Here is a 13,265-nt window from a genome sequence, read left to right as displayed (position 1 = left end):
TTATCCACCTTGTCGTTCAATAAACCGGTGTAGGCTATCCACCGCCCACTGGCGATTGTCTGACTCTGTATACCCTGAAGCTTTACGAGGCTTAAAGCTATGATCGCCATCCGGTACGATGACCACCTCAACCGATGGCGATAAAGCATAATTGTTGACTTCATCTTCACGGCCAAAGGTATCGCGTGCACCTTGTACAATCAGCAGTGGACGCTCAACAGACGCCAAATGCGCACCTTTATACTTCTCTGGCTTCCCTGGCGGATGGAATGGAAAACCAAAACAAATGACACCACTAACAGAGACATGATCAGTCAAGTGACTCGCCATACGCCCACCCATCGACTTACCGGCTAACCATAATCGGCTCCCACCAGGACGCAAACCATCCACGTACTCAATCACAGACTCAAAATGGGCAAGCAATTTCGGAGCACGATCGGGCGGGCGCTTTTTACCCTCTTGCTCGCGCTTTTCCATATAGGGAAAGTTAAATCGCACCACTTTGCAGCGCTCTCCCAAACGTGCTGCCATGTCCACCATAAATTCATGGTCTTTACCCGCCCCTGCACCATGGGCGAAGACGACCCAGTCTGTCGCCGTTTGTGGTCCGGATATGCTTACCTCTATCATAAATTCATTTTCTCTTGTTCTTTCGCTGCCGTCGCCAACATCCATTCTCGGAACGCGGTAATACGTCCGGTATCAGCATCGCGTTGCTGACTGACCAAGTAGAAGCCATTATCGCTCTTTAGTACTTGCTCGAAAGGCTGAACCAAGCGCCCAGATGCTAACTCTGGTTGAGAAAGCACATTGTTTCCTAGCGCGACACCTTGTCCATGTGCCGCCGCCTGCAACACCATGGATGAGTGACTAAAAATCGGCCCATGCTCAACATTCACCTCACTGAGTTGATGGGCTTTAGCAAATGCTTTCCATTCTTTACGTGAGCGGTCATGCAATAAAACATGATGAACCAAATCATCTGGGGTTTGTAGAGGCTGCCCTGATTCCAGTAGCAGTGGCGAACACACAGGCAGCAAGCATTCTTGATACAAAAGATCGCAGCGCAATCCCGTCCAGTGTCCCCGGCCATAATAAATGGCGACATCGACATCATCGGTCAGAGACCCTTCTTCCAAATCAACCGCTTTTATCCGAACATCAATATCAGGATGGGCTGTATTAAAATCAGCTAATCGAGGCACTAACCACTGGATGGCAAAACTGGGCGGCAAACTAATTGTCAACGCCCCTTTGGCACTACGCTCCAGCACTTTATCGGTTGCATACGCAAGCTCAGAGAAAATATCTTTTATATCAAGAAAGTACCCTTGCCCCTCTTCGGTCAATAGTAACGAACGATTACGCCGGCGGAAAAGCTTCAAACCGAGAAATTCTTCTAATGCCTTGATTTGATGACTAACGGCCGCTTGGGTCACAAACAGCTCTTCTGCCGCTCGTGTAAAGCTCAAATGTCGTGCGGCTGCTTCAAACACACGCAGCGCGTTAAGTGGGGGAAGACGCCTCGCCATATGCTGACACCTCTATGCATTAATTTTTCTAATCGTTGGCATTATAAATTGTCGATTGCTGATATACCAGCAAACTCCTATAGTGCTCCCCGCATCCACTTGTGACGTCTGTCTATTTAAGACTGTTTCCGTGGTTGCGATGTTGTGTTTGCATTTGTCTAACACTGGTTAGACAGGTAGTCGTATCTACCACTTTTAACTTCCTGTATTTTGACATTGTCTGTCATTACATATTTGTTGGCACTGAGCGTCGCTCAGTGCTTTTTTTTATCTGTAATTTGGCACGGCCTGACAACAGGCTTGAGTTATTCCCACGAGATAGCGATCATAGACGGGATTTTATTTCGGACGATGACTATGACCGACGGTTTTGATCCCCACTCCCTACGCGCCCAGTTTCCCGCTTTCAATACGCCAGGCTGGGTATATTTAGACAGTGCCGCAACCGCGCAAAAACCGCAGCCGGTCATTGATGCGGTTTGTCACAGCTACGCGATGCCGACGGCAAACGTCCATCGTGGCCAACATCAAGCAACCCTCTCTGCTACCGAACAGTTTGAGCAAGCACGACGAGATGTGGCACATTTTATCGGTGCCAACCCACAAAATGTGGTCTGGACCCGTGGCGCGACAGAAGCCATCAACCTGGTCGCCTATGGCTTGAGCCACGCGCTTGTCCCGCAAGATGAAATTCTCGTCAGCGAAATGGAGCACCATGCCAACCTGATCCCTTGGCAATTGATGGCGCAGCGCACCGGCGCTCAACTGGTAAAAATCCCTTGCTGCCCTCGCACGGGTAGACTAGATATGAAGGTATACCAACAACGTTTAACCGCACGGACACGCATTGTTGCGATCAGTCATGTCAGCAATGTCACCGGCACCCGCCATCCTATCGAGGAAATGACCCAACTGGCGCACAAAGTTGGTGCAACCGTGGTCATTGATGGCGCACAAGGCATCGTCCATGAGCCTGTTTGTATGCAAACACTGGACACTGACTATTATGTTTTTTCTGGCCATAAACTATATGGGCCCACAGGGATTGGCGTCTTGTATGGAAAACCAGAAGCGTTAAGCGCGCTCTCGCCTTTCCACGGAGGCGGGAAGATGATCACAGACGTGTCGTTTGACCATCATACGCTCGCCCCCATCCCTAGCCGTTTTGAAGCAGGCACGCCGAATACCACCGGCGCGATAGGACTCGCAGCAGCCATCCATTGGCTCAAGCAGCAAGACAGCCAAGCAATAGACGCACATATAACAAGCTGTTACCAACAACTCATAGACGCTTTGCGCGCACGGCCACGCATTCGTTTGATCGCGCCACAGGCGACCAGCTCCATGGTCTCTTTTGTTGTTAGCGACGAGCATCATGCCGATGTAGCCGAATTGTTGGCCCAGCAAGGTATTGCTGTTCGCTCTGGCCATCATTGTGCCCATCCTTTTATTAAGGCGCTTGGTGTCGATGGCACCATCAGGGTCTCTCTAGCGGCCTACAATACACACCAGGATATCGCACAGTTTATTGCAGCACTAGATAAGACCCTGGTTCTACTCGACATTTAATCACAAGGCAGGATAGACAATGGCGTTACCCCACCACCCTTTTGGCACCGAGCTTAACCAAGCGACTGTCACCGAGATGCTCGCGCAACACACCAGCTGGGAAGATAAATACCGACAATTGATTTTGTGGGGAAAACGGCTACCAACCTTTACTGATGCACAAAAACAAACAGCAAACCAAGTACACGGCTGTGAAAGTGCGGTTTGGTTTCTCCATCAGGCAGAGGGAGACATCCATTACTTTGCCGCCGACTCCAACGCCAGGATTGTTAAAGGCTTATTAGCGATCGTGCTTGCCTGTGTTCACGGTCAACACGGTAATGCCATCCATACCCTCGATATAGACCGCGCTTTCCATCAAGCGGGGCTTGCGCACCATCTAAGTGAGTCACGCACCAATGGCTTGCACGCCATCACTGAATTCATTCATCAGATCACTCGTTAGTTCTTTGTCCGCGTGGTGGCATGTCGCCACCGCTCTCCATTCTCCTCACCTCACCTCACCTCACACATAGTGAGCATTTTCCGACCAGGGTGTCCACTTAAAAAGGCAATCCTCATCATCAATGCAATCCATTTCATGGACTTAGTCAAGCAGTGGGCAATTCGATTTAAAACCAACAAAAACAAACACAAAGTAAACATTAATTTAACATCTTGTTGCAGTGTTTCCTTGTTAATTTGACCAAGATCTCGAATGTAGAATATGAGGTTTTTATACTTTGCGTATTTGTCTAGATTCGTTAGCTTAGAAGCAGGCAGTCATAAAAGGGTCACACCAATCCGTTAGTCTGCCTAACAATATCGGCAGAATGATAAGTTGATTTTTGGCACAACTATTGCTGCTGTGAGAAAAAGATGACTGTAATTCTGGTTTGAAGTGGTTCCAGATGCGGCTTCAGGCATCTCGTTTAGTTTGCTTGTTGTAGTGAATGGAGTCATAAATGAAGAAACTGGCATTAGTAACCGGCGCGAAAGGCGGTATAGGATCAGCCATTACCGAGAAATTGGTGGAAGATGGATATCGCGTCATCGCGACCCACTTTACAGGGGGAGCGGAGTGCGCCCAAGAGTGGTTTGACGAAAAGAAATTTAACCACGACCAAGTTCGTTTGTTTGAGCTTGATGTCACCGATACCGAACAATGCGCCTCACGGATTGCTAAGCTACTCGAGGAAGAAGGCACGGTGGATGTACTAGTAAACAATGCTGGTATTACCCGCGACAGTGTGTTCAAGAAAATGAATGCCTCACAATGGCATGATGTTATTAATACCAACCTCAACAGCCTCTTTAACGTTACTCAGCCCTTGTTCGCCGCCATGTGCGAAAAAGGAGGAGGACGCATCATCAATATCTCATCCGTCAATGGCCAAAAAGGTCAATTTGGCCAAGCCAACTATGCCGCCGCCAAGGCCGGCATGATGGGCTTCAGTAAGTCACTCGCGGCAGAAGGGGCGCGGGCCGGTGTCACTGTCAACGTCGTGGCGCCAGGCTATACCGCGACACCGATGGTTACCGCCATGCGCGACGATGTGTTGGAGTCGATCACCAACCAGATTCCAATGAAGCGTCTGGCCAAGCCAGAAGAGATTGCGGCATCGGTGGCGTACCTTGCCAGTGATGCCGGCGCTTACATTACGGGTGAAACGCTGTCGGTAAACGGCGGCCTCTACATGCAATAAATCAAGGATAGATTGATGGAACGCATTTTTATTGTGGCGGCAAAACGCACCGCCATTGGTGCCTTCTCCGGCACGCTTAAAGACGTCCCTACCGGACAGCTCGCCGCTTATGCCATAAAAGGCGCGCTGGGCGACAGCTCGCTCGCCCCGACCGCGGTTGACGAAGTGATCGTGGGCAACGTTGTCAGCGCTGGGCAAGGCATGGGGATCGGGCGTCAAGCCGCGATTTACGCGGATATCCCAACACATGTCCCTGCTTACTCTGTCAATATGGTATGTGGCAGTGGCATGAAAACCATCATGGATGCCGTGACCCATATCCGCGCCGGTGATGCACAGGTTGTGGTCGCTGCTGGGGTTGAAAACATGTCCCAGATCCCGTTTGCGGCAGCCGGCAATCTTCGTACCGGACAAAAAATGGGCAACTTCGCGATGAAAGATCTGCTCATCAATGATGGGCTGACAGATGTGTACAACCAATATCATATGGGTGTCACGGCGGAGAATGTTGCCAAAGAAGTGGGCATCACTCGCGAGCAGCAAGATCAATTTGCGCTTCAAAGTCAACAAAAAGCCGTCGCGGCGATTGAAGCGGGCCGATTTAAAGATGAAATCACGCCGATAGAAATACAGCAGCGAAAGCAAACCATTACCTTTGACACCGATGAATATCCGAAAGCCGACGCCACATTGGAGGGACTCAGCAAGTTGCGTCCTGCGTTTGACAAGGAAGGTTCGGTAACCGCGGGTAACGCCTCTGGAATCAATGACGGTGCCAGCGCGGTAATTCTCGCGTCTGAGTCAGCGGTCAACGAACACGGGCTCACACCACTTGCGGAGGTCACTGCCTACGCTCAACACGGTGTTGATCCTAGCGTTATGGGCTTAGGCCCTGTGGGGGCAGTCAATGCGGCGCTGGAGAAAGCGAACCTGACTCTCGACAATATTGATCTGTTTGAGCTTAACGAAGCCTTTGCAGCACAAGCGTTAGGCGTTGTTCATCAATTAGCGGATCACCACCACACGACACCTGAAGCAATCTTGGCGCGCGCCAATGTCAATGGCGGAGCCATTGCGCTTGGCCACCCGCTGGGGGCATCGGGCAACCGCATTGTGGTAACTCTGCTACACGAGCTCGCGCGAAGAGGCGAAACTCACGGAGTTGCTTCTTTGTGTATTGGCGGCGGCATGGGTACAGCTTTGATTATTAAGCGTACACAAGCATAAACGGACACTTGCGACCTTGGGGCAATCCCCAAAAAACAACACTATCAGGAGATACACCATGTACACAGATATGTTTAAAGCGTTTTCTGAGCAATCTGAAAAAGCCCTGGCTCCCTATGTAAACTTCAACAAATTGGTAGCCAAAAATGTTGAGACGCTGACTGAGCTACAAATGAATGCCATGCGCACCTATAGCGAGCTCGGCCTAGAGCAAATGAAAGCTGCCAGCGAAGTGAAAGATGTCTCAAGTATGACGTCATTCAGCAGCCAACAGCTTGCGGCACTCACTAAGCTGTCTCAACAAATGATGGATGATAGCGCTAAGCTACAAAACATCGCCAAAGAGTTTAAAGAAGACATCGACAAGCTCACAGCGGAAAATATGAAAGCCGGTACCCCAGCATAAAGGCAGGGTCTTTGCACGAGTGCCTGCTGCCTTGGGTAGCAGGCGCTTATAGTGCTTATCCGATCAAGAGGGCAAGACTATGTTTCATCACTTCTTTTCGGACTACCTTGCCAGGCTGCAAGAACAAAACCAGCAATGGTGGCAGGATCTTGAGCAGGGCAAGGCAGCCGTAAATACACCGTTCAATCAAGCCATGCAGGAAGTCAGCCTGCAAGACACTGCTCAGTTGCTGGAAGGCGCAGCTCAACAACCCGCTGCACTTCTACAAGTGCAAATGCAGTGGTGGGAACAGCAGATGCAAATCTGGCAGAATGCCATGCTCGCCCGTGAAAGCACGGAAGAGGTTGTGAGCGAGGGCAGTGACGATAAACGTTTTAAGGATAAAGCTTGGCAAGAAGATGTCCTTTATAACTTTATCAAACAGTCCTATCTGCTATTCGGACGTACCTACATGGAGACCATTGACGCCATTGAAGGCCTTGATGATAAAACCCGAGAACGACTATCCTTTTTCTCTCGCCAGGCAATCAATGCGATGGCGCCCAGCAACTATATTGCAACCAACCCTGAACTGCTCAAAATGACGCTTGAGTCTCAAGGTGAAAACCTTCTGCGCGGCATGGAGCAGTTGAAACAGGATATGGAGTCCAGCGCAGATATTCTGAAAGTGCGGATGACCAACAATAACGCATTTCGGGTCGGTGATGATGTCGCCAACACCCCAGGTGACGTGGTGTTTAAAAATGAGCTTTTCGAACTCATTCAATACCGCCCAATGACGGAAAAAGTACATGCCACCCCAATTTTGGTTGTGCCCCCGTTCATCAATAAGTACTACATTCTCGATTTACGTGAGAAAAATTCATTAGTGCGTTGGCTCGTTGAACAAGGCCACTCTGTATTCTTAATGTCATGGCGTAACCCTTCTGCAGAGCAAGCGGAGATCGGCTTTGAAGACTATGTGACGCAAGGTACAGTCAAAGCGGTTAGTGCTATCGAAGAAATTACAGGACAGTCGCAGATTAACGGCGTGGGTTACTGTATCGGTGGCACCGTACTGGCCTGCACGATTGCTTACTATGCCGCGAAACGCATGAAGGCGCGCATCAAGTCGGCGAGCTTCTTTACCACCTTGCTCGACTTCTCTCAGCCGGGTGAAATTGGTGCCTATATCAATGACAGCCTGATCCGAGCGATTGAAGCGCAAAATACAGCGCGTGGTTATATGGACGGCCGCTCACTCAGCGTCACATTTAGCTTGCTTCGTGAAAACAGCCTGTACTGGAACTATTACATTGAGAATTATCTCAAGGGAAATAGTCCCGTTGATTTTGACTTGTTGTATTGGAATAGCGATAGCACCAACGTGGCAGCGAAAACCCACAATTTTATCCTGCGCGATTTGTATCTTGAAAACAAATTGGTGCAAGACAAAGGGGTCAAAGTCGGTGGCGTCTGGATTGATCTCAACAAGATCAAAGTGCCAAGCTACTTCATCTCGACCAAAGAAGATCACATTGCCCTATGGCAAGGCACCTATCGCGGTGCACTGAATGTCGGTGGCAATAAAACCTTTGTGTTGGGTGAGTCTGGTCACATTGCAGGGATTGTTAACCACCCTGTGAAGAAAAAGTACGGGTTCTGGACCAACGATAGTCTGCCTGATTCAGCCGATGAGTGGCTCGATAACGCGTCACATCACACGGGCTCTTGGTGGACGCATTGGGAGAAATGGCTGCGTAGCTATAGCCCAGAGGAACAGGTAGAGCCTTATGCGATCGGCTCTGAGAACTATCCGGTTCTTTATGCGGCACCGGGTGAGTATGTTCGTCAGGTTTTGCCGATTCACACAGAGGCAAAAACCGAACCTGAGCCTGAAGAAGCTAACGCGTAACCAACTACTGTCTCAATAATAAGAATGGCGGCGCAATTGTGGCTCATAGAGAGCGACGGCGCCGCCACTTTATTTCTCCTGCACTATACTCCTCTCATAGTCACGAGAACGCTCAGGAGGCAGTATGAGGTTGATGGTGCAATGGGGATGCGCATTGTTGCTGATCCTTCCAATGCTCACACATGCGCAATCACTCCGCCTGGCGTCGGGTGAATACCCTCCTTTTATTTCGCAACACCTACCCAACCAAGGCCCATTAACTGAAATTATTGTGTTGGCCACCGAAGAAGCTAATCTCGATGTGTCTTTTGGTTATTTTCCTTGGCATGAGTCGATGGCGCTGGCTCAGCAAGGTCAGTGGGACGGTACGGTCGGCTGGGCTTTCACCGAAGAGCGCGCACTGGATTTTATCTATTCAGATGCCATTTATACCGAAAGTGCCGTTTTCTTTTATCTCCGAGATAAAGCATTCGATTGGTCAAAGCCCGAGGATTTAGCCGGTCTTGCGGTCGGTGTCGGCCTTGGATATATCGACGTCAAGACACTGAGCCAATTACAAAAATCCGGTATTGATGTGAAGTTACAAGAATTTGCCAAAGAAGAAGACAAACTCCACGCGTTATTGAATAATCAGATCGATCTCGCACTAGGCAACAAAGATGTTTTGCAGCACATCATTCAAACGGCTCTCAGTGCTGAGCAAGCTCGTCAGTTGACGCATCATCCTCGTCCCTTTCGCGTAACCCCCTTACATGTGCTGTTTAGTCGTCAGATTGAACAGGGCTACGATCATTCCCGCGCATTTAATAAAGGGTTACGACGCATAAAAATGGATGGTCGCTATCAAGCCGTTTGGAATCAATTTCGACGGCAAAAAATGTCGGAATAGTATCAGTTGAAGATTCATCGACATTGGTTTTGGTAAATGTCCGTTGACTTTGGAGTTGTTATGTGGCGATGGCTAATCATTTTATTCGCGTTCAGCCTCCCGGTGGTTGGTGTTGCCACGCCCAATTTGGTGCTCACGTCTGGCGACTACCGTCCATTTATTTCTGATCAATTAGCACATCAAGGGGTGTTGGCGCATATCGTCAAAGAAGCTGGCAAGCGACAAGGCATGGAGATAAAGATCAAGTTTGTCCTTTGGCAGCAAGCCAAAATAGAGGCGCAAACCGGTAAAGTACACGGCACGGTTGGTTGGGGCTATACCCCAGAAAGAGAGCACGACTTTATTTATTCAGCCCCCATTTATACTGAGTCTGTGGTCTTTTTCCACCTCAAAAATCGCTACTTCGATTGGCAGTCTTTAGAGAGTCTCAATGGTCTCAACGTCGGTATTAGCGAAGACTATATCGAAGACAATATGCTGGAAACCTTTAATCAAGAGGGTGGCAGCGTCATCATCCACAAATACCCGAACGAGCTCGAGAAGGTGAAAAGCTTACTAACCGGTCAAAGTGATGTGATTATCGGCAATCAATACGTCATCCATGACGTGGTGCGTAATCAACTTCGCAACGACGAAAGTCGTCACATCACATTTCATCCCAAGCCGCTTCGAGTGACTCCATTACATGTCTTATTCAGTCGTCAACACCCCCAAAGCGCACTGTGGGTCAGTCAGTTCAATCGAGGATTACGCCAGTTAAAGATGAGCGGTGACTATCAGCGCGCTTGGAGTGCGTTTCGTATGGGAGAGTATGGGCTTATCGGCATCCCCGCCGAGCAGCCGTAGTTAATCGGCTTGGCGTCGTTTATCCGCCTCGATCAATTTATGTAAAATGCGCGACACCGCGACGAACCCGAAACTGGCCGTCACCATGGTTGCCGCACCAAAACCACTGGCACAATCCATTCGCTTCGGCCCTTGCGCAGATGCCTTGCTTTCACAGACACTGCCATCAGGTTGTGGGTATTTGAGTTGCTCGCTTGAAAAGACACAGTCAATCCCAAATTTTCGACCCTGAGTCTTAGTAAAGCCGTAAAAGCGACGCAAATTGTTACGCAGCTTCGCCGCGAGTGGGTCTTGAATCGTTTTAGTCAAATCCGCCACTTGGATCTGGGTGGGATCGATCTGTCCACCCGCGCCACCTACGGTAATGACTTTGATTTTGTGCCGCTTGCAGTGAGCCAGCAAGGCTGTTTTGGGCTTGATGCTATCGATTGCATCGAGCACATAATCAAAGCGCTTGTCGATATACTCAGCAATATTATCCGGCGAGATAAAATCATCAATCACAGTCACTTGGCATTCTGGATTGATTGCTGTCACACGCTCGGCCATCACCTCGCTTTTGCTTTGGCCAATGGTCGCTTTCAAAGCATGGATTTGTCGATTGGTGTTGGTGACACACACATCATCCATATCAATTAATGTCATTGCCCCCACACCGGTTCGCGCTAACGATTCTGCGGCCCATGAGCCAACACCACCAATGCCAATCACACAGATGTGGCTTTGACTAAATACTTCGAGCGCACGCTGGCCGTACAGCCTCGCAGTACCACCAAAACGCTGCCAATAGGCGTCTGATAATTGGCGTGTCATACCTATCTCTTTGTTGATCAAACCGAGGGGCGTTATACCGACTTGCTCGATATTTGTCTAGTTGGATCCAGCGCGAACCGCTCGCACAGCCATTGCACAACTTGGTTAACCCCTGTCGCTCGCTGCTTGTAGCTCGCACTATAGAGGTAATAACCATAGCCGCTATCAATACCCAGCCCCAATGGGTTAACTACCTTTCCTTGTGACACACTGGGAGCTGCCATAAAGGTTGGAATCAAAGCCATCCCCATCCCCTGCTGAACACCCTCCAGAGCCATAAAAAAATGCTCAAACCCCGCTCCGTATTGGGGGTTGCTGTCACTGAGGCCAAATTGCTGCCAAAAGTACTCCCATAAAGTGGGACGAGTTAAGTGAGACAATACTGGTATTTTGGCAAGCAACGCGGCTCGCTCTAAGGGCTCAGGAAGGATGGACGCCGAGGCGACTAAAGATAGGTGCTCGTTGACCAAGCAGATTGATTGAGAGCCCGCTTGTTGACGAGGCTGGCAGCGAATAAGAATATCCACTTCGCTCTCTTTGCCATGCGGAATGGTATCACTGGCACTCACGGTCACTGTCACCTGCGGATACAGGGCTTTAAAGTCTTGCAATTGCGGGATTAACCACAGACTGGCAAAAGAAGGCGGCACCAGCAAGCTGACCGACTCTTGCTCTGCACTCTGTTGACGTGCGTAAGCCGTCGCATTGGCAATTTCATGGATCCCTGATGAAACTGATTGAAGATAAGTCTCTCCAATGGCATTGAGCACCACCCCATACGCGGTCCGCGCAAACAAGGGTTGTCCAATCCACTGCTCTAACTGTTGGATTTGTTTACTGATGGTACTTTGGCTGACATGCGACACCTTAGCCGCTTCCGAAAAGCTGCCTTGCTGGGCAACCACGACAAACGCTTGTAAAGCTCGCATCGATGGCAAACGCGCTTCCATTCCCATTCCTTTTTTTCATGCCTGGTGAAAATATATCCTTTGTCGCGCAAAATACAATCGGTTCATACTCGTGTGCAAACGTCACTATGAGGCAATCGTATGAGCCACGTATTCCATCGCCACTGTCATCAAGAACTTCCCACTATCGCAAGTGGTCACGGCATGTATCTGACTGACACGCAGGGAAAGCGCTACCTAGATGCATGTGGTGGTGCCGCGGTATCTTGCCTTGGTCATCATCATCCTGCGGTATTGGATGCGATTCGCGCCCAACTCCAGGCTATTCCCTATGCGCATACTGGCTTTTTTACCTCCGAGACCAGTGAAGCACTGGCCGACATACTCACTGACTTAGCACCAGCGACGATCAATCATGCCTACTTGGTCAGTGGCGGATCAGAGGCGATGGAAGCGGCATTAAAACTGGCACGTCAATATTGGGTGGAAGTTGGCCAGCCGCAGCGCCAACACTTTATTGCCCGACGCCAAAGCTACCACGGCAACACACTTGGCGCGCTGTCCGTGGGAGGTAACGCATGGCGTCGTGCGCCCTTTGCACCTTTATTAATGGATACCAGTCTGATTGCCCCCTGTTACGCCTATCGCGATCAGCGTCCCGATGAGACCGCTTACGAATATGGTCAGCGGGTAGCCAACGAGCTTGAAGCCATACTGTTAGAAAAAGGGCCTGAGAATGTCATCGGGTTTGTGGCTGAGCCTGTCGTTGGCGCGACAGCTGGCGCATTGACGGCGGAAGCAGGCTACTTTACGCGTATTCGTGAGATCTGCGACCAATACAATATTTTGCTGATTCTCGATGAAGTGATGTGCGGTACGGGACGCACTGGGCGCTTTTTCGCCTTTGAGCATGAACATATCGTTCCAGATATAGTGGCTATCGCCAAAGGGCTTGCCGCCGGTTATCAGCCTATTGGCGCGACGCTTGTGGCTGACCCGATCTACAACGCGATCGCTAACGGCTCGGGCTTTTTCCAACATGGCCACACCTTTATGGCGCACCCTACTGCCTGTGCGGCAGGGCTCGCCACATTAAAAGCAATCCAGCAAGATAGCCTAATAGACGCCGCCGGCCAGCAGGGTGAAGCATTAAAAGCCGCCCTCACTCATCATTTTCATTCCCATCCTTTTGTCGGCGACATTCGTGGCCGAGGACTCTTTCTCGCGCTTGAGTTGGTGGCAGATAAAACGTCAAAGCAGCCTTTTTCGTCTACATTGCCGCTAGCGAAACAAATCAAACAAACCGCGTTGGAAAACGGTCTGATGTGCTATCCCATGGGCGGCACCATTGATGGCAAACAAGGGCACCATATTTTATTGGCGCCTCCCTACATCATTAAACAGCCACATATTGATGAGATAGCCGAAAAACTAAGGATAACCTTAGACACCTGTTTGCCACACTAAGCAGTCTGTCTTGCTCTCAACCCAGG

Annotated in this window: 13 protein-coding genes; 9 read left to right on the top strand and 4 right to left on the bottom strand. The window is 49.9% G+C overall.

Going from position 1 to position 13,265, the window contains the following annotated elements; genetic code table 11:
• Positions 1 to 633 carry an alpha/beta fold hydrolase gene (locus BZG74_RS03290; protein WP_077771320.1) on the bottom strand — a complete coding sequence of 211 codons (633 nt, stop codon included), beginning with the start codon at positions 631 to 633 and terminating at the stop codon, positions 1 to 3.
• Positions 630 to 1,535, bottom strand: coding sequence for a transcriptional regulator GcvA (locus BZG74_RS03285; protein ID WP_077771319.1), 906 nt, complete (start codon positions 1,533 to 1,535; stop codon positions 630 to 632). The genes BZG74_RS03290 and BZG74_RS03285 overlap by 4 nt, the downstream gene beginning before the upstream one ends.
• 357 nt (positions 1,536 to 1,892) lie before the next feature.
• Here BZG74_RS03285 and BZG74_RS03280 point away from each other — a divergent pair, with 357 nt between their 5' ends.
• The 8 genes from BZG74_RS03280 to BZG74_RS03245 all read left to right on the top strand — a co-directional run bounded on the left by BZG74_RS03280 (position 1,893) and on the right by BZG74_RS03245 (position 10,051).
• Positions 1,893 to 3,104: an aminotransferase class V-fold PLP-dependent enzyme gene (locus BZG74_RS03280; protein WP_077771318.1), complete on the top strand. Its 1,212-nt coding sequence runs from the start codon at positions 1,893 to 1,895 to the stop codon at positions 3,102 to 3,104.
• A 19-nt stretch (positions 3,105 to 3,123) separates the two neighbouring features.
• Positions 3,124 to 3,549, top strand: coding sequence for a cysteine desulfurase sulfur acceptor subunit CsdE (gene csdE, locus BZG74_RS03275; protein WP_077771317.1), 426 nt, complete (start codon positions 3,124 to 3,126; stop codon positions 3,547 to 3,549).
• A gap of 499 nt (positions 3,550 to 4,048) precedes the next feature.
• Positions 4,049 to 4,789, top strand: coding sequence for an SDR family oxidoreductase (locus BZG74_RS03270; RefSeq protein ID WP_046074155.1), 741 nt, complete (start codon positions 4,049 to 4,051; stop codon positions 4,787 to 4,789).
• A gap of 15 nt (positions 4,790 to 4,804) precedes the next feature.
• Complete coding sequence (locus BZG74_RS03265; RefSeq protein ID WP_077771316.1) at positions 4,805 to 6,016, top strand: acetyl-CoA C-acetyltransferase; 1,212 nt, start codon at positions 4,805 to 4,807, stop codon at positions 6,014 to 6,016.
• A 58-nt stretch (positions 6,017 to 6,074) separates the two neighbouring features.
• A complete protein-coding gene (locus BZG74_RS03260; RefSeq protein ID WP_046074153.1) occupies positions 6,075 to 6,422 on the top strand; it encodes a phasin family protein in 348 nt (115 codons plus the stop codon).
• Positions 6,423 to 6,501: 79 nt separating this feature from the next.
• The gene (gene phaC / locus BZG74_RS03255) at positions 6,502 to 8,316 is read left to right on the top strand and encodes a class I poly(R)-hydroxyalkanoic acid synthase (protein ID WP_077771315.1); all 1,815 of its coding nucleotides are present in this window, start codon (positions 6,502 to 6,504) and stop codon (positions 8,314 to 8,316) included.
• Between the two features lie 124 nt (positions 8,317 to 8,440).
• Positions 8,441 to 9,205, top strand: a complete 765-nt coding sequence (locus BZG74_RS03250; protein WP_077771314.1) for a substrate-binding periplasmic protein — start codon at positions 8,441 to 8,443, stop codon at positions 9,203 to 9,205.
• Between the two features lie 60 nt (positions 9,206 to 9,265).
• Positions 9,266 to 10,051, top strand: a complete 786-nt coding sequence (locus tag BZG74_RS03245; RefSeq protein ID WP_158020626.1) for a substrate-binding periplasmic protein — start codon at positions 9,266 to 9,268, stop codon at positions 10,049 to 10,051.
• Here the strand turns inward: BZG74_RS03245 and tcdA are convergent, their stop codons facing one another.
• Both tcdA and BZG74_RS03235 read right to left on the bottom strand, forming a co-directional pair.
• Positions 10,052 to 10,864 carry a tRNA cyclic N6-threonylcarbamoyladenosine(37) synthase TcdA gene (tcdA, locus tag BZG74_RS03240; protein WP_077771312.1) on the bottom strand — a complete coding sequence of 271 codons (813 nt, stop codon included), beginning with the start codon at positions 10,862 to 10,864 and terminating at the stop codon, positions 10,052 to 10,054.
• A 32-nt stretch (positions 10,865 to 10,896) separates the two neighbouring features.
• The gene (locus BZG74_RS03235) at positions 10,897 to 11,814 is read right to left on the bottom strand and encodes a LysR substrate-binding domain-containing protein (RefSeq protein ID WP_162273999.1); all 918 of its coding nucleotides are present in this window, start codon (positions 11,812 to 11,814) and stop codon (positions 10,897 to 10,899) included.
• 99 nt (positions 11,815 to 11,913) lie between these two features.
• On the opposite strand from BZG74_RS03235, the gene BZG74_RS03230 reads away from it, so the two are divergent.
• Positions 11,914 to 13,239, top strand: a complete 1,326-nt coding sequence (locus BZG74_RS03230; RefSeq protein ID WP_077771310.1) for an aspartate aminotransferase family protein — start codon at positions 11,914 to 11,916, stop codon at positions 13,237 to 13,239.
• Positions 13,240 to 13,265: the final 26 nt, after the last annotated feature.

The sequence above is a fragment of the Salinivibrio sharmensis genome (genome assembly GCF_001995985.1).
Lineage (GTDB): Bacteria > Pseudomonadota > Gammaproteobacteria > Enterobacterales > Vibrionaceae > Salinivibrio > Salinivibrio sharmensis.
The sequence above is the reverse complement of the archived record's forward strand: the minus strand, read 5'-3'. Positions and strand labels throughout refer to the sequence as shown.

Excerpts from the sequence above, each read along its gene's own strand:
- BZG74_RS03290 (WP_077771320.1), bottom strand. The coding sequence starts at position 633 with ATGATAGAGGTAAGCATATCCGGACCACAAACGGCGACAGACTGGGTC.
- BZG74_RS03285 (WP_077771319.1), bottom strand. The coding sequence starts at position 1,535 with ATGGCGAGGCGTCTTCCCCCACTTAACGCGCTGCGTGTGTTTGAAGCA.
- BZG74_RS03280 (WP_077771318.1), top strand. The coding sequence starts at position 1,893 with ATGACCGACGGTTTTGATCCCCACTCCCTACGCGCCCAGTTTCCCGCT.
- csdE (WP_077771317.1), top strand. The coding sequence starts at position 3,124 with ATGGCGTTACCCCACCACCCTTTTGGCACCGAGCTTAACCAAGCGACT.
- BZG74_RS03270 (WP_046074155.1), top strand. The coding sequence starts at position 4,049 with ATGAAGAAACTGGCATTAGTAACCGGCGCGAAAGGCGGTATAGGATCA.
- BZG74_RS03265 (WP_077771316.1), top strand. The coding sequence starts at position 4,805 with ATGGAACGCATTTTTATTGTGGCGGCAAAACGCACCGCCATTGGTGCC.
- BZG74_RS03260 (WP_046074153.1), top strand. The coding sequence starts at position 6,075 with ATGTACACAGATATGTTTAAAGCGTTTTCTGAGCAATCTGAAAAAGCC.
- phaC (WP_077771315.1), top strand. The coding sequence starts at position 6,502 with ATGTTTCATCACTTCTTTTCGGACTACCTTGCCAGGCTGCAAGAACAA.
- BZG74_RS03250 (WP_077771314.1), top strand. The coding sequence starts at position 8,441 with ATGAGGTTGATGGTGCAATGGGGATGCGCATTGTTGCTGATCCTTCCA.
- BZG74_RS03245 (WP_158020626.1), top strand. The coding sequence starts at position 9,266 with ATGTGGCGATGGCTAATCATTTTATTCGCGTTCAGCCTCCCGGTGGTT.
- tcdA (WP_077771312.1), bottom strand. The coding sequence starts at position 10,864 with ATGACACGCCAATTATCAGACGCCTATTGGCAGCGTTTTGGTGGTACT.
- BZG74_RS03235 (WP_162273999.1), bottom strand. The coding sequence starts at position 11,814 with ATGGAAGCGCGTTTGCCATCGATGCGAGCTTTACAAGCGTTTGTCGTG.
- BZG74_RS03230 (WP_077771310.1), top strand. The coding sequence starts at position 11,914 with ATGAGCCACGTATTCCATCGCCACTGTCATCAAGAACTTCCCACTATC.